This window comes from Arthrobacter sp. UYCu723 (assembly GCF_054059215.1).
On the sequence record NZ_JBSSBW010000001.1, the window covers coordinates 4,322,807 to 4,348,523 of the forward strand.

At 64.8% G+C, this 25,717-nt stretch carries 26 protein-coding genes; 14 read left to right on the top strand and 12 right to left on the bottom strand.

Going from position 1 to position 25,717, the window contains the following annotated elements:
• Positions 1-120: 120 nt before the first annotated feature.
• From ACVWZ8_RS20155 to ACVWZ8_RS20170, 4 genes are all read left to right on the top strand, one after another.
• On the top strand, positions 121-1,101 hold the full coding sequence (locus ACVWZ8_RS20155; protein ID WP_456505622.1) for a glutamate ABC transporter substrate-binding protein: 981 nt from the start codon (positions 121-123) through the stop codon (positions 1,099-1,101).
• A gap of 10 nt (positions 1,102-1,111) precedes the next feature.
• Positions 1,112-1,759, top strand: coding sequence for an amino acid ABC transporter permease (locus ACVWZ8_RS20160; protein ID WP_426977460.1), 648 nt, complete (start codon positions 1,112-1,114; stop codon positions 1,757-1,759).
• A 13-nt stretch (positions 1,760-1,772) separates the two neighbouring features.
• Positions 1,773-2,615, top strand: a complete 843-nt coding sequence (locus ACVWZ8_RS20165; protein WP_456505623.1) for an amino acid ABC transporter permease — start codon at positions 1,773-1,775, stop codon at positions 2,613-2,615.
• A gap of 106 nt (positions 2,616-2,721) precedes the next feature.
• Positions 2,722-3,201 (top strand): NUDIX domain-containing protein, encoded by a 480-nt coding sequence (locus tag ACVWZ8_RS20170; RefSeq protein ID WP_456505624.1) that lies wholly within the window; start codon positions 2,722-2,724, stop codon positions 3,199-3,201.
• Between the two features lie 103 nt (positions 3,202-3,304).
• Here ACVWZ8_RS20170 and ACVWZ8_RS20175 read toward each other — a convergent pair whose 3' ends face one another.
• The 6 genes from ACVWZ8_RS20175 to ACVWZ8_RS20200 form a co-directional block, all read right to left on the bottom strand.
• A complete protein-coding gene (locus tag ACVWZ8_RS20175) occupies positions 3,305-3,604 on the bottom strand; it encodes a hypothetical protein (protein WP_426977455.1) in 300 nt (99 codons plus the stop codon).
• A 284-nt stretch (positions 3,605-3,888) separates the two neighbouring features.
• The gene (locus tag ACVWZ8_RS20180; protein ID WP_456505625.1) at positions 3,889-6,240 is read right to left on the bottom strand and encodes a multicopper oxidase domain-containing protein; all 2,352 of its coding nucleotides are present in this window, start codon (positions 6,238-6,240) and stop codon (positions 3,889-3,891) included.
• Complete coding sequence (locus ACVWZ8_RS20185; RefSeq protein WP_456505626.1) at positions 6,237-6,932, bottom strand: hypothetical protein; 696 nt, start codon at positions 6,930-6,932, stop codon at positions 6,237-6,239. Before ACVWZ8_RS20185 ends, ACVWZ8_RS20180 begins: the two co-directional genes overlap by 4 nt.
• 100 nt (positions 6,933-7,032) lie before the next feature.
• Positions 7,033-7,596 (bottom strand): signal peptidase I, encoded by a 564-nt coding sequence (lepB, locus tag ACVWZ8_RS20190; protein ID WP_456505627.1) that lies wholly within the window; start codon positions 7,594-7,596, stop codon positions 7,033-7,035.
• Positions 7,593-9,203, bottom strand: coding sequence for a multicopper oxidase family protein (locus tag ACVWZ8_RS20195; RefSeq protein ID WP_456505628.1), 1,611 nt, complete (start codon positions 9,201-9,203; stop codon positions 7,593-7,595). Before ACVWZ8_RS20195 ends, lepB begins: the two co-directional genes overlap by 4 nt.
• A gap of 106 nt (positions 9,204-9,309) precedes the next feature.
• A complete protein-coding gene (locus ACVWZ8_RS20200) occupies positions 9,310-9,957 on the bottom strand; it encodes a sensor histidine kinase (RefSeq protein WP_456505629.1) in 648 nt (215 codons plus the stop codon).
• A 122-nt stretch (positions 9,958-10,079) separates the two neighbouring features.
• Between ACVWZ8_RS20200 and ACVWZ8_RS20205 the strand changes: the two genes are divergently transcribed.
• Together ACVWZ8_RS20205 and ACVWZ8_RS20210 are read left to right on the top strand one after the other, a co-directional pair.
• Positions 10,080-11,921 (top strand): PKD domain-containing protein, encoded by a 1,842-nt coding sequence (locus ACVWZ8_RS20205; protein ID WP_456505630.1) that lies wholly within the window; start codon positions 10,080-10,082, stop codon positions 11,919-11,921.
• Between the two features lie 130 nt (positions 11,922-12,051).
• Positions 12,052-13,293, top strand: a complete 1,242-nt coding sequence (locus ACVWZ8_RS20210; RefSeq protein WP_456505631.1) for a sensor histidine kinase — start codon at positions 12,052-12,054, stop codon at positions 13,291-13,293.
• 663 nt (positions 13,294-13,956) lie between these two features.
• Here ACVWZ8_RS20210 and ACVWZ8_RS20215 read toward each other — a convergent pair.
• The 4 genes from ACVWZ8_RS20215 to ACVWZ8_RS20230 all read right to left on the bottom strand — a co-directional run bounded on the left by ACVWZ8_RS20215 (position 13,957) and on the right by ACVWZ8_RS20230 (position 18,124).
• Positions 13,957-14,085, bottom strand: a complete 129-nt coding sequence (locus ACVWZ8_RS20215; protein ID WP_456505632.1) for a hypothetical protein — start codon at positions 14,083-14,085, stop codon at positions 13,957-13,959.
• A 702-nt stretch (positions 14,086-14,787) separates the two neighbouring features.
• The gene (locus ACVWZ8_RS20220) at positions 14,788-15,264 is read right to left on the bottom strand and encodes a DedA family protein (RefSeq protein WP_456505633.1); all 477 of its coding nucleotides are present in this window, start codon (positions 15,262-15,264) and stop codon (positions 14,788-14,790) included.
• Between the two features lie 414 nt (positions 15,265-15,678).
• A complete protein-coding gene (locus ACVWZ8_RS20225; protein WP_456505634.1) occupies positions 15,679-16,620 on the bottom strand; it encodes a ferritin-like domain-containing protein in 942 nt (313 codons plus the stop codon).
• Positions 16,621-16,852: 232 nt separating this feature from the next.
• A complete protein-coding gene (locus tag ACVWZ8_RS20230; protein WP_426977438.1) occupies positions 16,853-18,124 on the bottom strand; it encodes an MFS transporter in 1,272 nt (423 codons plus the stop codon).
• A 276-nt stretch (positions 18,125-18,400) separates the two neighbouring features.
• Here ACVWZ8_RS20230 and ACVWZ8_RS20235 point away from each other — a divergent pair, with 276 nt between their 5' ends.
• The 8 genes from ACVWZ8_RS20235 to ACVWZ8_RS20270 all read left to right on the top strand — a co-directional run bounded on the left by ACVWZ8_RS20235 (position 18,401) and on the right by ACVWZ8_RS20270 (position 24,462).
• On the top strand, positions 18,401-18,715 hold the full coding sequence (locus ACVWZ8_RS20235; protein ID WP_456505635.1) for a heavy-metal-associated domain-containing protein: 315 nt from the start codon (positions 18,401-18,403) through the stop codon (positions 18,713-18,715).
• 73 nt (positions 18,716-18,788) lie between these two features.
• Positions 18,789-20,924, top strand: a complete 2,136-nt coding sequence (locus tag ACVWZ8_RS20240; RefSeq protein ID WP_456505636.1) for a copper-translocating P-type ATPase — start codon at positions 18,789-18,791, stop codon at positions 20,922-20,924.
• Between the two features lie 73 nt (positions 20,925-20,997).
• Positions 20,998-21,471: a hypothetical protein gene (locus ACVWZ8_RS20245; RefSeq protein WP_456505637.1), complete on the top strand. Its 474-nt coding sequence runs from the start codon at positions 20,998-21,000 to the stop codon at positions 21,469-21,471.
• A gap of 132 nt (positions 21,472-21,603) precedes the next feature.
• Complete coding sequence (locus tag ACVWZ8_RS20250) at positions 21,604-22,215, top strand: DUF305 domain-containing protein (protein ID WP_456505638.1); 612 nt, start codon at positions 21,604-21,606, stop codon at positions 22,213-22,215.
• An 86-nt stretch (positions 22,216-22,301) separates the two neighbouring features.
• The gene (locus ACVWZ8_RS20255) at positions 22,302-22,790 is read left to right on the top strand and encodes a WD40/YVTN/BNR-like repeat-containing protein (RefSeq protein WP_456505639.1); all 489 of its coding nucleotides are present in this window, start codon (positions 22,302-22,304) and stop codon (positions 22,788-22,790) included.
• A gap of 91 nt (positions 22,791-22,881) precedes the next feature.
• On the top strand, positions 22,882-23,181 hold the full coding sequence (locus ACVWZ8_RS20260; RefSeq protein ID WP_456505640.1) for a WD40/YVTN/BNR-like repeat-containing protein: 300 nt from the start codon (positions 22,882-22,884) through the stop codon (positions 23,179-23,181).
• Positions 23,182-23,374: 193 nt separating this feature from the next.
• Positions 23,375-23,701 carry an ArsR/SmtB family transcription factor gene (locus ACVWZ8_RS20265; protein WP_426979892.1) on the top strand — a complete coding sequence of 109 codons (327 nt, stop codon included), beginning with the start codon at positions 23,375-23,377 and terminating at the stop codon, positions 23,699-23,701.
• A complete protein-coding gene (locus ACVWZ8_RS20270) occupies positions 23,698-24,462 on the top strand; it encodes a cation transporter (RefSeq protein ID WP_426977428.1) in 765 nt (254 codons plus the stop codon). The genes ACVWZ8_RS20265 and ACVWZ8_RS20270 overlap by 4 nt, the downstream gene beginning before the upstream one ends.
• Positions 24,463-24,885: 423 nt before the next feature.
• On the opposite strand, the gene ACVWZ8_RS20275 is transcribed toward ACVWZ8_RS20270, so the two are convergent.
• Together ACVWZ8_RS20275 and ACVWZ8_RS20280 are read right to left on the bottom strand one after the other, a co-directional pair.
• Positions 24,886-25,308, bottom strand: coding sequence for a YkvA family protein (locus tag ACVWZ8_RS20275; protein ID WP_426977426.1), 423 nt, complete (start codon positions 25,306-25,308; stop codon positions 24,886-24,888).
• A 48-nt stretch (positions 25,309-25,356) separates the two neighbouring features.
• The gene (locus ACVWZ8_RS20280; RefSeq protein ID WP_426977424.1) at positions 25,357-25,716 is read right to left on the bottom strand and encodes an ArsR/SmtB family transcription factor; all 360 of its coding nucleotides are present in this window, start codon (positions 25,714-25,716) and stop codon (positions 25,357-25,359) included.
• Position 25,717 lies beyond the last annotated feature (1 nt).

Consider the following 25,717-nt stretch of genomic DNA (forward strand, 5'->3'; position numbering starts at 1 on the left):
CCATTGTTACGATCCGGGACTGTTTTCTGTGGCATTCGCCAATTCGATCGGGATTCAGTCATAGGTTGGAACCGACGACGGCGATCGGTTGGGTGTCGCCGGCCACGAGAGGACCAACTTATGTCAGAACTTAAGAGGTTTTCGTCCCGGCTGTTAAGCCGGCGGGGAGCGCTTGCGCTGGGGCTTGGTGCCTTGGGTGCCGGTGCACTCGCGGGCTGTGGCGGCTCACCGACGCTGCCGGTCGCATCCGGTTCTGCCAGCGCCAGCGGGGCGGCAGCCGGTTCGGTCATCGACCTGGCCGCGTTCGACGCTGTGCTGGCCAAGGGCGCCGTGGCCCAGGACTCAATCGTGCAGGCCAGCGCCTGGGCCCAGGCGATCAAGGCCAAGGGCCAGTTGGTGCGCGGCGGCACTGACACCTCCACGCTCTTTTCACTGCGGGATCCTGGCACCGGCAAAGTGTCGGGGTTCGATGCCGGCCTGTCACAGCTCCTCGCCAAGTACATCATCGGCGAGCCGAAGGAGAACCTTTCTCAGGTCACCGTGGATACGCGTGAGACATTGCTGCAGAACAACTCGGTGGATGTCATCTTTGCCACCTACTCCATCACCCCCAAGCGCGCCGAAAAAGTGGATTTCGGCGGCCCCTACTATGAGTCCAAATCGGCCATCCTGGTGAAGGCAGACAACACCTCCATCAAGTCCGTCGCTGATCTCGCAGGCAAAACGGTGGCAACGCAGAGCGCGTCCACCGGCGTCACCCTCCTGAAGGAGGTGGCCCCGGAAGCGAACGTGCAAACATTCGATGACAACCCCAAGTGCCTCGCCGCAGTCCAGCAGGGCCGGGTGGAGGCCTACGTAATTGATCAGTCCATCCTGTTGTCCAATGCGGCCAGGAACAAGGACGTGAAGATCGTCGGCGAAACTTTTGGCAACAGTGACAAATACGGAATCGGACTCCACAAAGGCACGGACGCACTGGCCTTCGTCAATGCATGGCTGAATATCGTTGAATCAGACGGCTCCTGGGACGCACTGTGGAAAGCCACCGTGGGTCAGGTGCTCAAGACCGACCCGCCGAAGCCGCCCGCCATCGAAGCCTGAGGCCGGGCCTATGGACCAACTATTCACCACCTACCTCGACGAACTGCTGGCGGGCCTCTGGATGACGGTGCGGCTGACCGCCGTCGCCTTTTTCGGGTCGCTCGCTGTCGGGACCGTTATCGCCGCCTGCCGGGTCAGCCCCATACTGCCGTTGCGCGCTGTGGGGCGGCTGTACGTGGAACTCTTCGTCAACATCCCGCTGATCAGCCTGTTGGTGGTGGTGACCTTCGGACTCCCGGACATCGGCATCACGTTCGACCTGTTCACCTGCGCCGCCATCTCCATGATCCTGCTGGGCGGCGCGTTCACGTGCGAGGCCATCAGAACAGGGGTCAATGCGGTGTCGGTGGGCCAGGTTGAGGCCGCCCGCTCCATCGGCCTGGACTTCTTCGGAGTGCTGCGCTTTGTGCTTTTCCCCCAGGCCTTCCGCAGCGTGATCCAGCCGATCGTCAACGTGTTCATCGGCATACTGCTCAGCTCCTCGCTGGCCGGCGTCATCGGCGTGAAGGACCTCACCCTGCAGGTTTCGGAGATCAATAACGAAGCGGCCCTTGGCCTGACCACCTATCTGATGGCCGCCGTCGCCTATGTGGTCATTTCACTGCTGGCTGGCGGACTGGGAGCCCGGCTGGAAGAACGGCTGAGGGTCCAACGATGAAGGGGTTCCAGCCGTGAGTACACAGGACAGTCTCTTCGACGCCGCCGGGCCCAGGGCGCGACGTCGGATCCGGGTCCTCACCGTGCTCAGCCTGCTCGGCATAGCCGGCCTCGCGGCCGTGACACTCCTGCGGTTCGGGCAGGCAGGCCAACTCGCGGCCGACCGCTGGGTTGAATTCACCCAGGTGCCGTACCTGCTCTTCCTGCTTGCCGGCCTGGGCAACACGGTCGCAGCGGCGGCGGCGTCCGCGGTTTTTGCTTTGCCGCTGGGACTTGTCCTCGCCCTCGGCCGGCTGTCGGTGCGCCCGAACCTGCGGCGGATCGCCACGGGCTGGATCGAGTTCTTCCGCTCCGTTCCGCTTCTGCTGGTGGTCTATATCTTCGTCAGCGGACTCCCCCAATACGGGATTAACCCCGACATCTTCTGGAAGCTGGTCATCCCCATCATCCTGTGCAGTTCGGCCGTGATGGCCGAAATCTTCCGGGCCGGCATCAAGGCCCTTCCGGCCGGTCAGAGCGAGGCCGGGCTGAGCCTGGGCCTGTCCCAGGGCCAGGTCATGCGCAGCGTCGTGCTTCCACAGGCGATCAGGATCGTGGTGCCGTCCATGGTGGCCCAACTGGTGGTTCTGCTCAAAGACACCACCCTGGGGTACGCCGTCAGCTATCCGGAGCTGATGAAGACCTCCAACAATCTCACGGCCTACACCAACCACCTGATCCAGACGTACTTGATCATCGCCGCGGTGTACGTGGTCACCAACGTCCTCATCTCCCATTTGGCGCGTTACCTGGAGCGCCGCATGTCCGGGCGGACTGCCCGGGTCCGACGAGAGGTCTTGGCAGCGGGCATAGGCTGAGCCGTGATCACCGATGAGATTTGGATCGTCCTCGGCGTTTTAATCACGAAATCCCCGTCTCCCCACGTCAGCCGGCGCAGGGATAATCTAGGGAAGTGGAGGTCAAATGACGGTTCGGAGCGCAGGTATTCTGCTTCACCGGCGGAGCCCTACATCGGAGTTGGAAGTTTGGATAGCCCATATGGGCGGACCGTTCTGGGCCCATAAGGATGCTCGCTCCTGGTCCATTCCCAAGGGTGAATACCTGGAAGACGAGGACCCGCTGGTGGCCGCGCAGCGTGAGTTCGCAGAGGAAATGGGCACTCCTGCACCACCTTCCGCGGACTACATCCCGCTGGGCATTTTCCGGCAACCCTCGGGCAAGATCATCACGGTCTTCATGGCGGAGTCGGACTTTGAACCCGACCGAATCGTGAGCAACACCTTTTCACTGGAATGGCCGAGGGGATCCGGAACAGTCAGAAGCTACCCCGAGATCGACGACGCCGCTTGGGCCAGAGAGGCCGAAGCCCGCACCAAGCTGGTACGTGGACAACTGCCGATCCTCGACGCGCTCATCCAGCACCTCCGGGACAGCGGCAGATGATTGGCGCAACTCCCCGCGCACTGCTCGCGATGGAACTTCGTGGCTGTGGACCTTGCCCGACTGAATCCGGAGATCGCGACCCAACAGCGGAGTGCAGGAGCTATTAGGTTGCCACCTTCTCGATGGCGACCGTCTCGATGATCCTGGTCGATGGCTCACCGACCAGCACCGGCGCCGTCACACCGGTTTTCCACGTGTCGTTCTGCAGCCGGCCCAGAAAGTCCACGGCGGCCTCCTGCGTATCGAAATCCATCTCCAGCATCACGTAGTCCTCCTGGTCGAGCGGACGAGAGATCCGGTAGGACCGTACTCCCGAAGCGGCGCGGTCCAGCGGGTCACTGTCGAATGCCCTCCTCCACATGCCGAAGTCCCGGACCTGGTGTTCGATCTGCAGGGTAATCATGCGGTGCTCCTGTCGACGGTTCTATACGCCCAACCATAGGCCCTGTAGGCCGCCCCAAGTAAGGCTACGGGCAGGAGGGGCACACCGGTTGGAGTTGTTCAGGGTTGTCGCCGGTTCCGGGTGTCTGCCGCGGTATTCGACTGCGAGTTCGCCGTCTGATGCCGCGACCGTCACCCTTCCCGCTGCGCGGGACCAGCCAGGACACGCGTCCGCGGCCTTCGGACTGAACAGCAGAGCGGATCGGATGTCTTCCCGGAAAGCTGCAACGGCGCAGTGACTCCAGGTCAGCTGGCGACGACCGGAATCTGACGGGTTGCAACGACCTTTCCGGTGATCCAGTCCAGCAGGTCGACGGTGAGCTTGTAGGTTCCGGCCGCAGGCGGGTAGAGGAGGATGTCAAACCGCTCGGCGGCACCGAAATTGATGATGGCTGTCCGCAGGGGACCCGTGGCGGAAATCGGCTTCGCGGGTCCTGAGGGACTTGACGTGTCGCGGAAGGGCCGTCCGTCGTGCCCTATCAGTTCAGCCATGGCAACCCGCTTTCCGGCAGCATCGGTGAAATAGGCGTTCACCGGGAAGTAGTTTGCGTTGAGCAGGCGGAGCAGTGTGGGCTTGGCAGTGCCTCCGGTGGTCACGCGAGCGCGGATCCGGGTGAGGAAGGCTGGGCCCTCTTTGCCGGAGGAACGTGCCAGCTCTCCGCCCAACAGATAAAAGTGTTTCGGCTCGAATTTGTCCAGCCCCGCGTCGTCGCCCGAGAGCCCGGCGGCATGGTTGAGTTCGTGCCAGCGGGGATCCACCGAGTACGGGACCAGGATAGTTTCAGTATCGATGTCATATTCGGGCCCGTCGACGAAGGCTCTGCGGGCCCCTTTAGTCACCGGGAAGTCCGGATGGATCGCCGGGTCGACGATCAGCGCACCGAACATCCCCATCTGTACGTGCAGGGTGGTATTAACGTGGCAGTGGTAGAAGTACGTGCCTGCCGACCCCACATTCGGATTCCCTGGTTGTCCGCGATCCGGCCGCCACTGGTAGGTGTAAGAGCCGGAGACCTCAAATGAGGTGTGGCCGACGCCGTCGTTCCGTGGATCCGGTTCGATGCCGTGCCAGTGGATCGTATGGACCCTCTTGCTCGGGTGGATCGTGCCCTGGAACAGCTGCCCCTCCGTGAGCCGCACTAGAGGGGCGGGGAAGACCCGTCCTGAGTCCTCGGTCTCGAACGTCCACATCTCGAATTCGCCGCCGTCGTCGAATTTCATCTTGCGGTTAAAGAACTTAAACTCATGGGCAACATCCGGCTTCTGGCGGAACTCCGTCGCCGGGCTTCCCTCATTCATCTGATCCGAGCTGAAGTCGACCTGGCTGCGGTACAGCTGGTGCGCGTCCGAGCCACCCGTGGCTGGGCCGGGGGCAGCGACTGACCAGTGGCCCACCAGTCCGCCTGGATACATTCCACCCCTGGCCACCTGGGACGGTTCGGCGTGGCAATGCATCGGGTACCCCCAGTCCTCGTTCCGGGCATTCCACACCTCATCAATTGCCTCCGGGGGGCGATACAGCGGAAGCAGCGAGTCCTTCCGGTCAAGGGGGTGCATCTCCACCACGTCTTCCCAATGCTGGAGCACAACGTGGCCATCGGCATCCACCCTCCCGCCTGAGCGGGGGAACATCTCGCCGTTGCGGCCTGCGGTCCAGAGATGGTTTCCGTGAAAATGGAGCTGGTGATGCACGATCCCGGCGTTGAGGAAGCGCATGAGCTGGCCCGTCCCGACGGTGCCAACCGTAGCCCCCCGGCTGAAATCGCGGACATCGACCTGTCGGGCGGAACCGGACATCAGCGTATCTTCTTCACGGAGCCTGTTGAGGGCCACATCCGTGGAAGCGGCCAGAGACTGGAATCCGCTGCGACCGTTGAGGGTGAAATACCTGGGATACACGGGAGTCTTGTCCGGATCCACGGTTCCGTTGCGGGACGCGATGGCCGCCCACACAGGGTCTACGTTGTGGAGCAACCACAACCATTGGCGCTCGAATTCCGGCCCGCTCGGCATGGGACGCCACGGTGAGGCAGGATCCGTCACCAGCAGAGCCCCGAAGAGGCCAAGAACCCGCTGGACCGGGTCGGCCGTGGGATCAGCCGGATCAGCCCCGGGATCGCAATAGAGGTAGGTACCCTCCTTGGGGGCCTTGAATTCCAGAATTTTGCTCTGGCCCGGCTTGATCACGCCGGTACCAACATTCCCGTTTCGCGGCCCGGCGTTGAGGAACTGCAGCGAATGATCTTGGGCCAAGTGGTTGGTCACGCGGATGCTGATGGTGCTGCCGGTTTCGGCGATGAGGGTCCGATCCGGGAAGAAGCTGGCCCAGTACGCCCGGCGGACCAGGAATTCCCCGGCTTTGGCCGGATCCTTGGCAGCGGGCGCCGGACGTCCCCGCGGCGGGACGGCGGCTCTCAGGGGGTAGGTGCGGCTCGCCACCACGGACCCGTTGCGGAGGAACACCCGGGGGCTCACCGCGAGGCTCGGCTTGGGATCACTGGCCAATGTCGGCCGGTCGCCGAAGCCCCGGTGGTATACAAACGAGCCGTCCACCATGGGGAGGAATCCCTCGTTGATGTGAATGTCCAGAGTGCTCATGACTTCACCTGGCTAACGGTCAAATGTGGCAGCGCAAGGCTCAGCAGTCCGTCGCGTTCGGGCTCCGAGTACTCCAGCTCCATATCACCCGCATCGCGGGGTGCCAGGTAGCTGATCCAGACATGCTCTGTTGCGCCGGCGGCGATGGTTCCCGGGACCCTGTCGAAGTCCTGCGGGGTGACGGTGATGCCACTCGGGATCAGCTTCAAACGGAGCTGTCCTGGGCCGAAAAGCACAGGTACCTGCCGGTCATTCTTCAAGGCCACTTCCAGCACGACGACGTCGCCCCACGTGAAGTTTCCAGGTTGCGGCCAGTCCGAATCCGGTAGTTCGCCGCCGTCGTGCGAATGGGTGGCGACGGAGGCGCGCTGGGCCTTGTCTTCCCGCTGGGATCGGGGCACGCTGGCGGCCGCAGCGACTGCTCCCGCTCCGGCGCTGACCTGTGCAACCGCGGCTGACAGTGACTTGGAGGCGGGCCTTCCCTGCGCATCAAGTCTGGTCAGGCGGCCCGCCTTGACCACGGACAGTGCTCCGAAGGCCGTAGCCAGACCCGTCCCGTTGCCAGGCAGACTGCGGGATATGACCCCGTAAGTCCCGCCGGCCACCAGCAGGAAGGCCCCGCCACCCACCACTAGTCCGAACTGGCGACGGCTGAGAACCGGGCTGGAAACAATGCGCGGAATCGGATTCAAAATCGTTCCCCCAAATTGGCAAATCGGTAAGCCCATCCTCCACATACGACCTCGGGAAAACTTGGAGCCAACGCCGCACGTGCGGCGTTATGGACGGCGTCTATTTCTGGCCGGTCAACAGGGTGCCTTGAATCGCCGTCAAGGGCACGGCCCCGAAGTCCCTGGAATCGATTGACACGCCGCGGTTGTCCCCAAGAACGAAGACACTGCCGGCGGGCACCGTCGTGGGCCCGAAGTAGGTGCCGTCTATCCGGCTGTGGTCGATAAATGGCTCCGGGACGGCAACTTCATCGACGAACAGTTCCGAGTCCCGGATGGCTACGATTTGCCCCTCCCCCGCGATGACGCGCTTGATGGCCGTCCGGCCATCGACCGGGCTGGCAAACGCGACGACGACGCCATTCCGGATCCAGCCCGTAGCTGCTGCCGGCTTGTACAGGAACACGACGGCGCCCGAGGGAACAGTCGGCGCCATGCTGTCCGAGGAGACTGCGACAGGTTCCACCAGCCAGGTGCGAATGGCCAGAACAGCCAGGACCGGAATCAACGCCGCCACGAGCAGCCGGGTCCGCCCGCTGACGCTGTTCGTCCCGACGGTTGGCCGTGGCGGACGGCGGCGCGGGCGCGACCGCCTGCCATGGCCGGTCCGTTCTCCCGTGTTCACTCCGGATCATCGTCCCAGGCCGCTTTCGCAGCGGTCATGGGATCATCGACATCCAAGTCGTTTTCCTTCAGGCCCACCCTGAACTGGGTCATCATGTCGTGGTCCTCGTGCGGCAAGTTGTGGCAGTGCATCATATAGAGGCCCTTGTGCGGGGTGAACTTCATGAGGAGCCGGACAGTCTCGCCTTCACCGACGTACACGACGTCCTTGGGCCCGCGCTCGTGGGCCAAGGGCGGCCGGCCGTTGCGGCTGAGGACCTGGAAATCCACCAGGTGGATGTGGAGGGGGTGGAACCAGCCGCCGGACTTATTCTCGATTTCCCAGATCTCCACCGAGTTGAGTTCGGGGTCGGCAACGACTTTCTTGTAACCGCTCGCGATCACATCCTGCCAGCTGTCGTCGTTGATGGTCCACATTTGGGTACTGTCGTTCCTCTTGACCCGGAATTTACGCGTCTTCACGGACTGCCCGCTCTGCAGCGACATGGCCTCGCTGTTGACGAGCGTGGTCGGAATCCGGTTCCAGGTGGGGTCCGAGGTGTCCACCGGCTCGTCCGTGACGTCAAAGGCCATGATCTTGCTGGTGAAGTCGTAGTCCACGTTGTTCTTGTTGGACAAGTTGCGGATTTCAATCCGCTGCCCCGTCTTGTACCTCCGGAAGTCGATGAGGATCTCGTACCGCTCCGCTCCACCATGGCGCCAGCTGGCCACGGCCTGCGCCACAGGGACCAGGCCGCCGTCGGTAGCCACCACCACGACTGGATCACCGGTGCTGAGCGTGGGCCGCAAAGAACGGGAGATGGAACCGTTCAGGATCCGAAACCGGTAGACGCGTTTCTGCACCTTCATGACAGGCCAGGGCTTGCCGTTGACCAGGATCACGTCCCCCCAGAGTCCCGAGTGGCTGTTGTCGTCATAACCCAGCGATCCGTCCGCGGCGAACATGGCATCGCTGACCGTCAGCGCGACGTCGAAGTTGCCCTGCGGGAGGAGCTTCCGTTCTATGGGATCGTGCATGTGGTACTGCGCGGCGAGCCCGGAATAGGCGTTCAGGGCCGTGAAGTGGACGCCGTGGTCGTGGTACCAGAGCGTGCGGGCCGGCTGGAAGTTGGGGTAGTGGTAGTCCTTGTAGAACCCCGGGTGGGTGATGTCGCTGGCGTACCCGTCGAATTGCGGCTTCGAAGCAGAACCATGCAGGTGGGTGGACGTGGACAATGCGTGCCCGTCCAGCGCATGCGCGGCCGGCAGCTGGTTCCGCATCCTCAGCACGGCTTTTGTGCCCTGATCCACGCTGAGCGTCGGTCCGGGGAACAAGCCGTTGTAACCAAGGATGGGTGTGCGCAGCCGTGGCAGTATGTTTGCCATGGCGGCCTTCTGAGTCAGCCTGTAGTAATTGACGGGCAAGCCGTCCGCGGAATCGATACCGCTGGCGTAGGGCTGAAGGATCGGAGCCTGGACAAAGGCTGACTGGAATGGCCGCGGCATCTCGCTGGAGCTGAGCCGGCTGGCCGACTTGGCCTCGACCGAGCCGACCGGCAACATGGCGCCACCGGCTCCGAGAACGCCCAATCCCCCGATCAACAGGACCTGACGACGTGATAGGGACATAGCCGGTCTCCTTTTGTTCGGTAACCCGACTTTGCCGCACCCAGCTTGGAGATATCCTGCGCCGGAGTCACGGACCTTGGAGGAAACCTGAGTATCCCCGTACGAGTCAGTGAGTCGCCGCGAGGCGGGACTGCAACCGCGCTGTCACCGTCGTGCCCGCGCCTGGGACGCTGAGAATTTCCAGGTCTCCGCCGGCTTCACGGATGGTGTCCTTGAGTATCCGCAGGCCCAGATGGCCGTCGCCGGCGCCCCGTGCCGTGTCGAATCCCTTGCCGTTGTTCGAGATGCTTATTTCCGAGCCTCGCTGGTCTGTCCGCAGCGAAACCACCACCATCGTTGCACCGGAATGTTTGGCACTGTTTGACAGCGCTTCCCTGACCACACGGAAGAGCAAAGCCGACAATCCGCGGTCCATCCCTCCATCGTCCGGGATCAAGAGGCGCACGGTGAGGCCGCGTTCCTGATGTGGTTCCACGAGCCGTTCCAGGGAAGTCTTGAGCCCCAGTCGTTCAAGGTCGGGCGGATATAGTTCCCTTGTCATGGCCCGCAAAGAGTGGACGGTCTGCTGAAGAATCTTGCGGGCCCCGCCAAGCACAGGCCGTTGCTCGGGTGGTCCGTGGAGCTCTTCGGACTCAAGGGCGTAGCCCAGCCCCGAGAGGTCCTGGATAACCTCATCGTGCAGATCACGGGCGATTCTTCGGCGCTCCAGATCGGAGGCTTCAACAGCACGCTTGAGCAGCCGGTTCCGGGTCACCTGATGGTCCTGAATCCCACGGGCCAGCCTGACAGCCGGCGGCAGCTGGGCGAGCTGGAGAGCCGGTTTCCTTCCCCGGGAACTACCCGGATGAAGGCTTCTATTCCCTCACCAGCGGCACGATGGACACGGCCGGCGGAGGAAAAGCGCTCGCCGTCATCGCCTTGGAGCAGGCGTTCGGCAGCGGGCCCGTTGCCGACGGCGACCAGGTCACCTTTGCGCGGCTTCGACTGAAAATCACGAATGTCAGGGACGGCGTCGACTACAAATTCACCACACCGGCCGGCACCAAGACCGTCCGGACATCCAAGCCGGGCATCGTCTTCGATACCGAGGACATCGGCATCGGCGGAAAGGGGGACTTCTCGGGCGCCTTGGGAGGAAGGGTCGGACCGTTCCTGACCTGGGACACCTACCCCACCGACCCCGCGCTCAAGCCGGACGCGACCGGCAAGAACACCTACGTCGGCGATGGCACCACCCCCCACAAGATCACCGGCAGCCCGTACGGGTCCAATATCTTCCGCATCGAGGGTCCGGGGATCAATCCGAGCGCCACGGCGGATGCATGCCCTTCCGTTCCAGGCCCCGTGGCGGACTGCGTAGAGACCGATCTCTTTACCGTGCAGGGAAAACTCGCGACCAACAGCGGGGTGGCCGCCGAGCGGGCGACGTATTCAAGGTCATCGCTCGGCTCAGGGACGGTGGACGTCTTCGCGTCAAGCGAATCCGGACCGCAGTCAATTCAGCTCTCTGATGCTTTAGCCGGCAACGCGGTCTTCAGCCCCACGGCACTGGAGGGATCCGGCGGCCACTACTTCGCCAGGATCGCCTTTGAGGGGCCCCAGCCGCCAGCCACGGTCACTGTCACGAACTCGAGCGACGTTCCGGCGTCAGCGAAGAAGATCGACGTCGTTGACAAGGTCAGCGGCAAGGCCACCTTCAACACCGACACCGGTGTCCTCTCGGTTGAAGCGGTGTCCAGCGACACAGCAGGTGCGCGGACCCTGACCGCCGTGGGGTTCGGCGAGCTCGCATCGGGCTCCCTGGCATCGGGCCCCCTCGCGGCTCCTCCGGTTTCTGTCACCGTGAGGTCAGATGCCAAGGGCGAAGTCGTGTTGCCTGTCGAGGTGACGGGCAACGCCCGCGCTCCGATCCCGGTGGCCGCCCAGGCCGGCGCAGATCAAACGGTCACGGAAGGCCAGAACGTACAACTGGACGGATCCGCCTCCAGCGGTCCGGTGTCCACCTACTCGTGGAGCAGTCCTGCCGGAGTGATCCTCAGCGACCCCAACGCGGTCCGGCCCAGCTTCACTGCACCCGCACCGGGTGAATATGTCTTCTCCCTGACGGTCAACGGGCCGGGCGGTCCGAGCACGGCAACTGTCACGGTGACGGTCACAGCCACCGCCCCGGCAGCAGCCAACGCCGGACCAAACCAGCAAAACGTGCAACGCGGAACCAAGGTCACCTTGGATGGCAGCGGCTCCACCGGCGCGGCCACCTATTCCTGGACGCAGATTGTGGGCCCGGGTGATCCTACGGTCATCCTCACCGGCGCCAATTCCGCCCGTCCCACGTTCACCTTCCCGCATTACAAGTTCCCTGCAAGTCCGGGCGCGCTGACCTTCAAACTGACGGTCGGAAGCCCGGACGGGTCCTCCAGCGACGCCCAGGTGACTGTCACCCCGCGGGCGGACACCGTGGCGGTTACGTCCGCCCGCTATACGGCCAGCAAGCGCGAATGGCGGGTTGACGGCACCAGCTCCATCCCGGCCGGTCAGGCGGTCACCGTACACCTCGGCGGCTTGGAGGGAACCGTCCTGGGTACGGCCGTGGTGGACCCTGCGGGATCGTTTGCCATACGAGTTACATCGACTGTTGTCGGCCGGGCGGGTCAGAGCGTGAGCGTTGAGTCTGCGCTGGGCGGCACCGCAACCGGCTTTGCCGTCCGTGTCCAGTAACTATCCTGGCGCTGGACCCCGGGGGGCGGCCGTCAGGCCGGCCGCTCCCCGGGACCCCGGCGCCAGGCAAACTGCCGGTGCGTGGCCTGGTGCACTCAAAGGTGCGCTAGGGTCCGTCAAGGCGCGCATGGTGACAACCCTGGTAACCCTCATGGCCTCCGGAATGCTGGTCTCCGGGGTCGCCACCCACGCCGTCCAGTTGGGGCTGCTGGACAACCGCGCCAACCGAGAGCCGTTCACCGTGGACGACCGGGCCGTGCGGCTCGCCGTCTCCACCGGCGAGCTCGCCACGTCCGGCCCAGGAGGCCCGGTCCTAGCGAGGGGCGACGCCGGTCTTCAACGGGGCGAGATCCTACAGTCGCTCGGCGCGTACGGCGCCATTTCCCTCCTGGCCCTCCTTGCGGCAAGCCTCGTTGCGTATGTGGTTGTAGCTCGGCTGCTCCGCCCCCTCCGGAGTCTCCGATACGCCGCAGAACGTCTGTCGCTCGCTGATTGTGGTCAACGAGTCCCGTTGCCTTCCTCCGCTGACGACGACGTAGCCATGCTCGCCGCCAGCTTCAACGTTATGATCGATCGGCTCGAACGTGGCGGCGCCGACATCCGCCAAATTCTCGACGATGCCAGTCATCAGCTGGGGATTCCCGTTGCTGTCGTCAGAAGGCACATCGAGCTACTCAGTGCCCACGACGGCGGCGACGTCGCCTACGTCGCGCGAACGCGACATCTGGTCCTCAAGGAGCTGGACCGCATGCAGCTCCTGGTCAGCGGCTTCCAGGTTCTGGCCGGAAGCGGACGCCCGGACTTCATCCACGCCGAATGGATCGACGTAGATCAATTCCTGCATGACGCCATGCAGCGGGCCAGCAGCCTGGGCCGCCGGCGCTGGATCCTCAGCGTCAAGCCGGGCGGCTGGGTCCTTGCCGATCCCGAGCGCTTGGCCCAGGCAGTCGATCAGCTCGCCGCCAATGCCGTGCAATCCACCTCTGAACTAGACGTGATCTCGCTCGGCGGCGTCTGGGCTGATCCGCCCGCCGCAGCGATGCGCAACAGCCCGTCTGCCGCAGGGCGTGCGTCTGCCCTGATCGGAGGATTGGAACTGTTTGTCTCTGACACTGGTTCGGGGATTCCTGCCGAGGAGCATCAGCGAATATTTGAACGGTTCGCGGTCTCCAGTCCGAACTCCGTGAGCGGGAGACAGCGTCTCGGGTTGCCGATCGTCAAGGCAATCGCTGAGGCGCACGCGGGAAGTGTCCATGTGCATTCTGCGCCCAGGGGCGGAAACAGGTTCACGCTCTGGCTTCCGGCCCGGCTGGACAGCGACCGTCAATTTTGTCTGGTCGGGCACGCGCCCCTGACGTCCTGGCCCGGATAGGAGACCGGTGATTCTCGATGAACGGAGCACGAACAGCGGTCGCAGGGGCGCCGTTGTCTACCGCTCGGACCGCCGGCCGTTCGCGGGGACACGGAGAAGCGACATGATCCGGGGGGAAGACGCGTCCCGCGAACCCGGCCCGCTCCCCGCCTGTGGCAACGGTGCGGCGCCGCCGTCACCGTCCCCTGAGACCGGGTCCGACGAGTATGCAGGCACGTCCCTGCGGCTACAGGTACTTGAAATCATAGACAGCCTCCTCAACAGTACCGGGCCTCAACTGGAAGAGCTCCGGGCCCGTCTGCGGCGGCGTGTCAAAGAGCATCCCTGGGAACCGGAGACGGTCTTGTTGCAACACCTCTGGGATCGCGAGCAGTACATACCCACTCCGCGGGAAGCGAATGTCCCCCCGGCACGAGTGCCAGACAGTATCCCGACGACGACGCTTCCGCCGTGGCCGCCCGATGACTGATATGTAGGTTCGTTTGTCAAGAGGCAGTGATGAGCGGCTCCAGCTTTGCTTGCGTCGCCGCCCTCGATGAACCGGGGCGCTGCACGGAATACGGGCGGTCTCGCCGGTGCCGCGAGTGCCCCACTGCCGTTTCACCTCGCTGGCCTGGTGGTGGGCGTCGGCATGGTCGATGACCGTGGTCGTCTTCCACCGCTTCAGGCAGATACGGACCAGGCCGAGCCTGCGCATGGCTTGGCGACGGACTTGCGGGAGAACGTCTCGCCGTCGTCGCGGAGGTCGTCGAGGATCTTTAGGTGACCGGCCACCCTCGGGCTGCGGACCACAGCTCCGCCTATCGCAAAGGCAATACGTCCGGCGATCGGCCTTCGCCTGCAGCCAAGGATTCCCCAAGCTCAGGAGGGCACCATCTGGGAAGGGGCATCGGGTCCACGAGGGTTCCAACTCAGCTCTGAAACCCGCGGTCCGGTCAGGGCAACTGTTTGAGGGGACATTTTCATGGCCACCGATCATATTCACCGTCCAAGGATTAACATTCATGCCATTTGGCGCCGGGGCGTCGGCGAGAATCGGCCCGCGGGGCCCTGGATGAGAGGTGGTCTGGGTTCGTCCCTTGTTGGACTCCTGATACTCACAGGATGCGCTTCCACGACCGCCACGCCGATAGCCACGGCCACCGTCACGGCCACCAGCCCGCCGTCCTTAGTCGTATTTGACCCCCAGACCAGTGGCAAATTCCTGGCAGACCGAATCTTGGCCCGAGCGCGGCCTAAGACACCCGAAGTAACTATTTCCGCCGTGGAGTGCAAGAACTTTCCCGATATCAAGGTTGCCACGCATACCGATTGCCAGATGGTTGTCAACGGGGTCAAACGAGGGTACCTGGCGACCTTCACCCAACGTGACGGCCACTACGAGATCAAGGCACAGGACCTCACCTGGTAGCCAATCGGCCCTTCGGGTCACGTCCGCCTCGTCAGAACGGAATTGCAACTCAGACGCCGACAAGGCACCGCCGTCCGTAAGTGTCATTCGGCGTTCGACGCTTCCCGGCGGCGGGGCTCTCTGCGGGCCGTCCCGACCCTCCAGATGATGAGGCCGACCACCGTGACAGCTCCGGCGATGGCGGCGATATCGCGCCCGGCAGCCTTGGCGACGGTGTCATAGGAGTTGCCCGCCAGGAAGCCCAGGAGGACGAAACCTGCACCCCAGGTGGCGCCCCCAGCGACGTTGAAGGCCAGAAACCGCCGGTACGGCATGTGTGCTGAGCCCGCTAAGGCAGGCATGACGGGGGCACGGAAGAACGCTACGAAGCGTCCGAGGAAGACGGCGGCGCCGCCTTTGCGGCGGAGAAAGTCCTGTGCCTCCTCCAGCTTCGTTCGCCTCTTCCGGAAGACCCCGAGATCAAGGAATCGTGGGCCGAGATGCTTGCCAACTTCGTAACCGACCGAATCCCCCAGGACCGCGGCCAAAACGACCAGCACGATCATGAGCCACAGCTGCACGTTGCCGCGGCTGGCAACAACCCCGCCCAGAACGGCCGCTGTTTCTCCTGGCAGAAGAAAACCGACGAACAGTGCATCTTCGGCAAGACCAGGGTCACTACGAACACGTAGGCAAGGAGCGGCGGGACGTTAAGGATTCCTTCAACGAACTGAGCCACCGAAACGCCCCTCTTATTGTCCACAGGTGCGCGAGCCCCCATTACGGGCCACCCACGTGCCGATGGATTCGACGATACGCTCATCAGGGTTCGGGATGAACCGTTCGCTCGGCCGCGAACAAGCGTTTAGCTGGGACTGCGGCATGGCCCATATGGGTCCACAATCGGTTCGAAGCCCCAGGTGTGGACAATGTCCACGCTGCAAGAGAGGGTGCGGCTCCCGTGGACCCGCGCCCTCTCTGCGGTTGGCGTGGTGTTATGAGTTGGCGGCGCTGGTGTTGATGTCGCCGTTGACGCCCTTGGGGAAGAACCCGCCTTCGCGTACTGCCTTGGGGGTGAGGTAGGCGATGTTGAGGACCTGTCCGGCGCTGCGGCTGAAGGCGATGCCGTTCCCGTCGGTGGGCACGAGGTTGGCGGTGCCTTTGGTGCCGATTCCCTGGTCGAGGTCGGCGGATCCGTCGAGGCTGTCCCGGGCATCGGAGATGGCCTGGGCGGGCATCTGCAGGTCGCGGGCGTAGAGGGTGGTTCTGATGATGCCGGCGTGGTAGGCCTCGACGGCCAGGATGCCGGCGGCGGCTTCGAGGTAGGTTTTGTTGTCGATCAGCGGGGCGGCTCCTTTGTAGGCGGTGACACCGACGTCCTCGAAGATGAAGGCGCCCAGGAGGAAGCTGGTTTCATCGGCGAAAGGGTTGAATGTCTGGCCTGCCTTGATCAGGCCGGCGGCCTTTGCCGCGGCGGTGAAGCTAGCTTCCAGATCAATCTGGGGCCGGGAAACCGCGGCTTTGCCCAGCGCGGTGCGGAGGAACTTGACGTGGGATTCCTCGTCGGCGGCTATTTCCTTGGCGTATTTTTCGATCAGGCTGCCGGACTTGAACGGGACCTGCGCGCCGCCAGTGACGCCGCCCTTGCGTCCCTTGCCGTCCGTGAGCCCGTCGCTCAGGCCCCGGCCCGTGACGGCACGCAGGTAGAACTCCGCCTCGAGGTATTCCAGGTTGAGGGCGAAGTTCAAGATGGCCCCGTCGCTGGGTCCGTGGCCGGATTTTTCCGATTCGGATGATGCCTGGGCCGGCGAACTGGCGAGCAAAGCCGCAGCGCCGCCGATCCCCGCGATCCCTGCGGCCCGGAACAACAGACGCCGGTCCATCGGGTCTTCCGCGCTGCGGCTCATTGCATCGGTGATGAATTTCTGGTCGAACATGGGTGTGCTCCTGTCATGAGTGCGTTTTTGAGACCATGACATCCGGAGGGTGCTCCCGCCGGGTCGCCAGCCAGAAGAGCCAGCCCAAACCGCTGGCTATGGGCGTGCTCACAATGGTGACACTGAAGGTTCGTTGTGATCCGTGTCACGGATGGGTGGCCGAAGAATCTTTTTCACGCCGCTTGCGGAAGTCGGCAGGCCATCACCCGTCAACGGGTGACGACATCGTCTACTACGGCTGGGATTCGGCGTCCGAGGTGCTGGTCGGGGCGTTGGCCTGATCGGCCTGGTGGCGTTGCCGGCGGCTCGCCAGCAGGAAAGGCACCGCGATCAACTCAATCACGCCGCCGATCGCCAGCGAGGCCGGGTAACTGTACACATCGGCCGCCCGACCGAGCAGCGGCTGCACTACCACGCCACCGCTTGAGCCCATGAGTGAATCGAAGCTGAGCACTGTTGCCCGTTGCTTCGAGGCGATCATGTCGTTCAAGTACGCCTGCCGGACCGGGATTCCCGCCGACGATACCAATGCCCAGAGCGCCAAAAGCACCAGGGCCACCCAGAACACCTGGGTGAACCCGAGCACCACCAGGACCACTGCGCCCATGATGCTGCTCAGGATCAACACGGTGGTGCGTCTGCGGACGAGGCGCCGGACGCGGGGTGCCATCCAGCCGCCGAGCACCTGCGCTCCGGCCACGATTGCCGCCGCCAGGCCCGCGACGGAATACGCGTGAGGATCCCCGAAAAGATCAAGCAGGTACGGCTGCAGAGCGTAAAACACATAGATCACGACGCCGGCGCTGAACGGCGCGGCCAGCATCACGTAACGAACGGGCGGATTCTTCAAGCCGTTCTCGATCGAGGCGGCGAGCACCGCTCGGGTCGCCTGAAGAGGATGGGTCGAGCGTTCGGGGGTGAATCCGACGTCGCGCATGAGCCCAAAGGCCACCGCGAACATGGCCAGCAGCACACCCACGCGCAGCAGAAACGGCACGCCCAGGTTGGTGGCCTGCGCGATCACGCCGCCGGCCGCAGAGCCGGCAAGCATCGCGACGCCGGACACCATCTGGCCCCGCCCCAGCACCGTCTCCATCCCGCCTTCATACCCCGCGAAGCGCAACGCATCCACGAGCCAGGCCTCGACCGCTCCAGAGAAGAAGGTGAAGCCCAGGCCGAGCAGGACCGACACCACTGCCCACCACCAGAACGGGGCGGAAAACTGCCAGAGCAGGTAGTAGAGGTAGGTGGATACGGCGAGGGTCACGGTGCCGAGCAGGAACGATACGCGCCGCCCCCAACTGTCGGCAACCACCCCGGTGGGCACCTCGAACAGCACCATACCGGCCGTGAAGAAGGCGTTCGCGGCAAACGCCTCGAGGTTACTGAGTCCGGCATCCAGCAGGAAGAGGGTGTTGATCCCCCAGATGAACGAGGCCGCAAGGGTATTGCCCAGCGTCAACGTGAGATAGATGCGCTGAATCTTTCGGGCGGCGGCGTTCATCGCGTCGCCGTCCCCGCCGGGGCGAGGAGGGAGCACGAGCCCATTCTCGTCTCCCCTGCCGGCGCGCGCCAGAGCAGATGTCAGACCGGAGGCGTGACGCCGACGGCCTGTTGGAACGGGCCTCCCACGGCACCATGCTTGCACGAAATACCCCCTAGGGGTATGTTGGTGGTGTTGTCAGTGAAGTGGTTTGTCCAGGCCCAGTAGTTCATCGAGCCGTCACAGCCGTTCAACCCCAGCACCCCATAGCTCCTTCTCATAAAGGAAGACTGACATGTGCGATACAACTGCCGGACCGAACTTCCCCTCACCGCCCCGAACACGTCCGGCTGCAGCTGCTGTTCGACCGGCGCCCGGACACACCCGGCGTCCCTCGTCGAGGGCTTCGAGTACTCGCTCGAGGGCCTCGCCTGCGCGCACTGCGTTCAGACCGTTGAAAAAGCCGCCACCTTAGTTGACGGGGTGGAATCCGCGACCGTCGAGCTCGTTGCCGGCGGGACGTCCCGCCTGACGGTAGCCGGAACAGCCAGCGTCGAAGCGGTCCGGGACGCTGTAACCTTCGCCGGGTACAGCGTCGCGGCCAGCAGGTAGTCCCGCGGCACACATAATGACAGGCCGGTCACCGGTCACCGGTCACCGGAGGAATTTCCCAAGGAGCGCACCAATGGACAACAACCACCACAACGGACCGGCCGCCCAGCAGAACGCGCCAAGCGCCCCCCGCAGCGGGTCCGCAATAGCAAATGCACCAGACCCCCACGCCGGCCATGCCCACGGCGCCGGGGGCGACGACGATCACATGGTTCACACCCACGGCCAGCACGCCCGGCACAGCACCGCAATGTTCAAAAACAGGTTCTGGCTGACGCTGGCCCTGTCCGTACCGGTGGTCTACTTCAGCCCGATGTTCGGGCATCTGCTCGGCTACATGCCCCCGGTATTCCCCGGCTCGGCCTGGATCCCTCCGGTCCTGGGCACCATCATCTTCCTTCACGGCGGGCAGCCCTTCCTCAGAGGTGGCCTGGACGAGCTGAAGAGCAGGAAACCGGCGATGATGCTGCTGATCGCCATGGCGATCAGTGTCGCTTTCGTCGCATCCTGGGTCACGAGCCTCCGGATCGGCGGTTTTGACCTGGACTTCTGGTGGGAACTGGCCCTGTTGGTGGCGATCATGCTGCTGGGGCACTGGATCGAGATGCGCGCCCTCGGCTCCGCCCGAGGGGCCCTCGACGCTCTGGCCGCCCTGTTGCCAGACGAGGCGGAGCGGATATCCGGTGCGGGCACGGAAACGGTCAAAGTCAGCGAGCTCGTGGCAGGGGACACGGTGCTGGTCCGCTCCGGGTCCCGGATGCCAGCCGACGGCACGGTTGTCGACGGGCAGGCGGAGTTCGATGAATCGATGATCACCGGTGAATCCAAGACTGTGCTCCGCTCACCCGGCGACCGGGTCATCGCCGGAACGGTCGCGACGGACAACACCGTCCGCGTCCAGGTCACCGCCGTCGGGGAAGACACCGCCCTCGCCGGGATCCAGCGCCTGGTCGCCGAAGCGCAGGCCTCGTCCTCCAGGGCCCAGGCCCTGGCCGACCGGGCGGCCGCGTTCCTGTTCTACTTCGCCGCCGGCGCGGGAGTCATCACGTTCATCGTCTGGTCGCTGCTGGGCAGCGTCCCAGACGCCGTCACCCGGACCGTCACCGTGCTCGTGATCGCCTGCCCGCATGCCCTGGGCCTGGCCATCCCGCTGGTGATTGCCATCTCCACGGAACAGGCAGCCCGGGCCGGTGTGCTGATCAAGAACCGGATGGCCCTGGAGCGCATGCGGACCATCGACGTCGTGCTCTTCGACAAGACCGGGACCCTCACCAAGGGCGAACCCGAACTCAAGGACGTCGCAGGCGCCGAGGGTGTGGACCGGGACGAACTCCTGGCGCTGGCAGCAGCCGTCGAAGCGGACAGCGAACACCCGGTGGCCCGCGCCATCGTCCGGGCGGCCCGGGAGCAGGGCCTGACCATTCCGCCGGCCGGCGGCTTCACATCGCTGACTGGCCGCGGCGTCCGCGCCACGGTCGACGGCAGAACCTTACAGGTCGGCGGACCCGCGATGCTCCGTGACCTCGGAACAGAAGAACCGCCGGCACTGGCCGCGACCACAAAGGCCTGGCTGGACCGCGGCGCAGCCGTCCTGCACATCATTGACGGGCACCGGATCCTCGGTGCCGTGAGCCTCGAGGACGCGGTACGCCCGGAGTCCGGCCAGGCCGTCGCCGCCCTGCAGAAGCGCGGCATCAAGGTGGCCATGATCACCGGCGACGCCAAACAGGTCGCCCGCGCCGTGGCCGAAGACCTCAACATCGACGAGGTGTTCGCCGAGGTCCTGCCGGCGGACAAGGACAAGAAGGTCGCCGAGCTGCAGAGACGCGGCCTGAAGGTGGCCATGGTCGGTGACGGCGTCAACGACTCCCCCGCCCTGGCCAGGGCCGAAGTCGGCATCGCAATCGGCGCCGGCACCGACGTGGCGATGGAATCCGCCGGTGTCGTCCTGGCCGGAAACGACCCGCGGGCCGTGCTGTCCATGCTGGACCTGTCGCGGGCCAGCTACCGGAAAATGTGGCAGAACCTGATCTGGGCCACGGGCTACAACATCATCTCCGTCCCACTGGCCGCCGGAGTGCTGGCCTTCGCCGGCGTCGTGCTGTCCCCCGCTGCGGGTGCCGTGCTGATGTCCGTCTCCACGATCGTTGTTGCCCTGAACGCGCAGCTGCTGCGCCGGCTGAAACTGAACCCTTCGCAGGTCCAGTGAACCCGGCAGACACCCGGAGCATCCCGGGCCGGTACTCTTGAACGAACATGCTCCGCAGGAAAGGAGGAACACCATGACCGCAACCCTGTCCGGGCGTGCCATGGCCTTCCTCCTCCGGACGGCCCTGCTGGCCGGAATGCTGGCCGTCATCGCCGGGATTCTTGGGATGCACATCATCACCGGTTCCCACAGCATGCATAATTCCCCCGCCGCCCCGGCCGCGGACATGATGCAGGTGATGCAGCCACCAGCGACGGGACACACAGCCCATGCCGCCGGGGCCGTCTCGGCCGCGGACAGTCCACCAGCACCGGACACGACGTCGATGCCCGGGCCGTCGTGCGCTCACCCGGGCGGGTGCGCGGCAATGTCCGCCATGGATGCGTCCTGCATCCCGTCCTCCGGCAACACATCGCTGGCAGCGCCGCTGCCCGGCAGCACCCCTTTTGCGGCCCACAACGATGCCGACGCGCCGACCCCGGCCGCCACATACTCCTACCTTCCGGAAAGTCCTTCACCGGGCCAACTCTGCATCAGCCGGACGTAAACGGCTGAGCTGCGCCGTGTCCTGCCCGGCGCACAAGCCCTTACCCTGACGCGTCTCCGCCGACTTCATAGTCATGCGCGTCACCAGCCACGGCGCCCGGCGCCGGTTGATGATTGAAGGACCCCGATTCCCATGAAAAAAATTCTAACCCTCTCCACCGCAGCCATCGCCGCCGCGATTGCCCTGGCCGGATGCTCCGCCGGCTCCACCGATTCCAGCGGCGGTAGCACGCCCGGTATGAACCACGACAGCACCGGAATGTCCCCGAGCTCCGCCCCGGTTGCTGCCGGGGACCACAACGCAGCCGACACGATGTTCGTCCAAGGAATGATCCCCCACCACACCCAGGCGGTGGAGATGAGCGAGCTGATGCTCACCAAACAGGGCATCGACCCGAAGGTGGCTGCCCTGGCCACCAGGATCAAAGCGGAACAGGCCCCTGAGATCAGCACCATGACCGGCTGGCTCAAGACCTGGAACGAATCGGCGCAGGTGTCCGCCGGCCACAGCATGTCCGGGATGATGGGCGCCGATGACATGGGCAAGCTCCAGTCGGCGCAGGGCGCCGTAGCGGCCAGGTTATTCCTGACCCAGATGATCGCCCACCATCAGGGGGCCGTGATGATGGCCAAGTCAGAGGAAGCCGGAGGGCAGAACACCGATGCCGTCGCACTCAGCAAGAACATCGTGATTTCCCAGCAAGCGGAAATCCGGGAAATGCAGGACCTGCTGGGCGCCCTGTAGCCTGCGGCCTGCGGCCAGCGGCACCGGTCCTCTGCGGGCCGGTGCCGTCCCACCCTTTCCTTCCGCCCCGATACCTGGAGTTATCCATGCCCTTCCCATCCTTCCCGCGTCCGCGAATTGCCGCCCTCACCGCGGCCGCCGGCCTTGTCCTGAGCTTGTCTGCCTGCATTCCGGCCTCGGTCCCGGCCGACCCTGCCCCACGCCAAAGCGCCAGCAACGGTCTTCCCAGTGCGCATATCCATGGCCTCAGCGTCAACGGCGAAACCGGCCGCGTGCTCTTGGCCACGCACGATGGCCTGTTCGACGTGTCCAAAAACCCAGCCGTCAAAATCGGCCCCACTAACGACTTGATGGGCTTCACCGCCGCCATGGACGAAGGGGTCTTCTACGCCTCCGGCCACCCGGGCAAAGACTCTTCGCTGCCCAACCCGCTCGGGCTGATCAAAACCAGCGACGGCGGCAAATCCTGGGAACAGCTCTCCCGGCAGAACGAATCCGACTTCCATGCGCTCACGACGACGAAGTCCGGGATCGTGGCCTTCGACGGGACCCTGCGCACCAGCACCGACGGGTAGGACCTGGAAAACCGTCGCCACAGGGTTCATCCCGGCAGTTCTGGCCGGGAGCCCCTACAGCGACACCGTTCTCGCCACCACCCGGGACGGCGTGCAGCGCTCGACCGACGGCGGCGCCACCTGGACGCTGGACAAATCCTCCCCGGTGATCCAGTTCGCCGCCTTCGCCAGCGCCAAGGAAGCCGTCGGCGTCGCACCCGACGGCGTGGTTCACTACTCCGCTGACAGTGGCGCCACGTGGGCCCGGAAGGGTCAAGTCACCGGGGAGGTCCAGGCCGTCGCCGCAACCGAAGGCGCGGACGGGAACCCCTGGATCTGGGCCGCCACCTCCACCGGCCTGGTGGTTTCCACCGACGGCGGGGCCACGTTCCGGCCCTCCGACGCGGACTGAACCGATGGACATCACCGGATTCTTCGCATCCGGTGACCTCCGGCGCCCTGACCATCGCCATTCCATTTTGGTAGCTCAGGAACGCAAGTGCCCTGCCTGCCTCGGACCGTGAATGTTGATAGACAGGCGGTGACCGGCCGCGTCCTGAGAGTACAGAATTGCATGGATACATCCGACCATGTACTTTGAAGGCATGGAAGCCCTCACCCACGCGCCTGTGCTGGCACGGTTCGGCTACGCCGTCTCTGACCCCACCCGCGCGCGCATCCTTTTGGCCCTCGCGGATGCGCCCGCGTACCCGTCCGACCTTGCGGATTTTCTTGAAGTGTCGCGGCAGAGCATCTCCAACCATCTGACGTGTCTTCGCGGCTGCGGCCTCGTGGTGGCTGTTCCGGACGGGCGTCGGAGCCGGTATGAGCTCGCGGATGCCCGGCTGGGCCATGCGATCGGGGACCTGATCGGCGTTGTGCTCGCGGTGGATCCGTCCTGCTGCGCACCGGACGGGACGTGCCTGGCATGACCGCGCGCCAGCTCGCACCGACGCCCGCCCGACGCGCGGTTCTGAGCCGCAGGATCCGGTTGTTCGCCGTGGCGACCATCACCTACAACGTCATTGAAGCCATCGTGGCTCTCTGGGCCGGCGGCGTCGCGGACTCTTCGGCACTGATCGGGTTCGGACTGGATTCAGTGATCGAGGTGGCTTCCGCCCTCGCATTGTCCTGGCAGTTTTCGGCCAAGGATCCTGAGCGGCGTGAGCACCTGACCCTACGGATCATCGCGGTCTCCTTTTTCGCCCTGGCAGCGTTCGTAGCCGCCGATGCCATCCGGTCGCTGACCGGGGGCGGCGAAGCCCAGCACTCCACCCCGGGCATCGTGATTGCGGCACTGAGCCTGGCCATCATGCCCGTCCTGTCCTGGCTGCAGCGCCGTGCCGGCCGGGAACTCGGTTCCAAGACCGCGGTTGCCGACTCCAAGCAGACCCTTTTGTGTACCTACCTCTCCGCGGTCCTCCTTATCGGCCTGGTCCTCAACAGCACGCTAGGTTGGTGGTGGGCCGACGCCGGGGCAGGCTTGGTCATCGCCGTGGTCGCCGCCCGTGAAGGCATCAGCGCATGGCGCGGCGATGTCTGCTGCACCGTCCCGCACACCGTTGAGGCGACCGGCGCCGGAAAATCCCGCCCGGAGCCGAGCTCCGCCGTCGGCTGCTGCCAGGGGTGCGGTTCCGTGCCCGGAGGGCAGACGGTGAGCTTGACCGGCGCGGCTCCGGAAAAGCACCTATGAGCGGACACGCCTGACTCCCTGTCGTCCACCGGCCCGGCCCCGGACGCGGTCGCGATAAGGGCCCCAAACTGTGTCCCTGGCGCCGTCGGCGCCGCCAGCCGATCCCAAGAACCTGAACCTCAGTACCGTCAACGTCACAGATGGCGCCGGCAACCCGTCAGTGACGGCAAGGTGGCCGTCTACGGCTCGACGCTTTCTACGCACGTCGCTGACCGGAGCCCCGGAACCTACAAGCTGGCCAGAGACTTCATCGGCGAGCACCGAGTGTCTCCGCAGGAGCAGAAGACGCAGCAGTTCCCGGGCCGCGGTTGCGGTCCCACCGCAGGCGGCACCGGTGGGTAGACGCCACGTCTGTCGGCATGTCCCGTAATTACTGGCTGCCGCAGGCCGGACATGCCAGGGTGCTGGTGAGCCGTGGGCCACTCATGGGGTGGTTGTCGCAGTCCCGGCCAGGCGTTGGATCAGCGCGAGGCCGGCGGGTGTCCCGGGCCAGTGCTGTTCCAATGGTCCGTTGCCCGCCTTACGGATGACCGAGCGAAGAACCAGGGCCACGATGACGACGTCATCGGCGTATCCGATGACCGGAAGAAAGTCCGGGACCAGATCAATGGGCGAGGCAAGGTAGACCAGCAGCAGGACCAGGCGGACCCGGATCCCGCGCGGCAGGGTCCGATCCGCGGCCAGCCGGCGCAGCAGGGTCAGCAGGTCCGGCAGCAGCAGCAGCGCTTCCTTCATGCCCACCGTTTCCGGGTGACGGCGGGCGTACAGGGCCAATAGAACCAGCAGTACGGCATAGATGAGGACGACCCCACCCGCGACCGCGATCGCCGCATCCCACCAGTTCACGCCGTGGCTTCTTCTGGGGGGTGCCCCAAGGAGTTTCGGGCCCGAGGGTCAGTCATGGGCGGGCTCACCGGTGACTTTGTGGTCCGCGTGGTTCAGGCCTTCCATGACGAGGCGGGTCAGGTGACCGTCAGAGATGCTGTAGACAACGTGCCGGCTGTTTTTACGGGTGGTGACGAGTCCGCTGAAGCGCAGCTTGGCCAGATGCTGGCTGACCGAGGTCCGGGAGGCTCCGGTCCGCTCCACCAGGGAGCCCACGTCCGAGGGCTCCTGGGCCAGGAGCCAGAGGATCTGCAGCCGTGTCGTGTCCGAGAGCATCCGGAACGTGGCCGTGGCCGCGTCCAGACGGCGGGCGTCCGGGGCATCCGGGTGGTGGAGGCTGGCGGCCGGGATGTGCTGTGCGTTTTCCACC

Coding starts and splice junctions, on each gene's coding strand:
- ACVWZ8_RS20155 (WP_456505622.1), top strand. CDS start 121: ATGTCAGAACTTAAGAGGTTTTCGTCCCGGCTGTTAAGCCGGCGGGGA.
- ACVWZ8_RS20160 (WP_426977460.1), top strand. CDS start 1,112: ATGGACCAACTATTCACCACCTACCTCGACGAACTGCTGGCGGGCCTC.
- ACVWZ8_RS20170 (WP_456505624.1), top strand. CDS start 2,722: ATGACGGTTCGGAGCGCAGGTATTCTGCTTCACCGGCGGAGCCCTACA.
- ACVWZ8_RS20175 (WP_426977455.1), bottom strand. CDS start 3,604: ATGATTACCCTGCAGATCGAACACCAGGTCCGGGACTTCGGCATGTGG.
- ACVWZ8_RS20180 (WP_456505625.1), bottom strand. CDS start 6,240: ATGAGCACTCTGGACATTCACATCAACGAGGGATTCCTCCCCATGGTG.
- ACVWZ8_RS20195 (WP_456505628.1), bottom strand. CDS start 9,203: ATGTCCCTATCACGTCGTCAGGTCCTGTTGATCGGGGGATTGGGCGTT.
- ACVWZ8_RS20205 (WP_456505630.1), top strand. CDS start 10,080: ATGGACACGGCCGGCGGAGGAAAAGCGCTCGCCGTCATCGCCTTGGAG.
- ACVWZ8_RS20225 (WP_456505634.1), bottom strand. CDS start 16,620: ATGTTCGACCAGAAATTCATCACCGATGCAATGAGCCGCAGCGCGGAA.
- ACVWZ8_RS20230 (WP_426977438.1), bottom strand. CDS start 18,124: ATGAACGCCGCCGCCCGAAAGATTCAGCGCATCTATCTCACGTTGACG.
- ACVWZ8_RS20240 (WP_456505636.1), top strand. CDS start 18,789: ATGGACAACAACCACCACAACGGACCGGCCGCCCAGCAGAACGCGCCA.
- ACVWZ8_RS20245 (WP_456505637.1), top strand. CDS start 20,998: ATGACCGCAACCCTGTCCGGGCGTGCCATGGCCTTCCTCCTCCGGACG.
- ACVWZ8_RS20250 (WP_456505638.1), top strand. CDS start 21,604: ATGAAAAAAATTCTAACCCTCTCCACCGCAGCCATCGCCGCCGCGATT.
- ACVWZ8_RS20255 (WP_456505639.1), top strand. CDS start 22,302: ATGCCCTTCCCATCCTTCCCGCGTCCGCGAATTGCCGCCCTCACCGCG.
- ACVWZ8_RS20265 (WP_426979892.1), top strand. CDS start 23,375: ATGGAAGCCCTCACCCACGCGCCTGTGCTGGCACGGTTCGGCTACGCC.
- ACVWZ8_RS20270 (WP_426977428.1), top strand. CDS start 23,698: ATGACCGCGCGCCAGCTCGCACCGACGCCCGCCCGACGCGCGGTTCTG.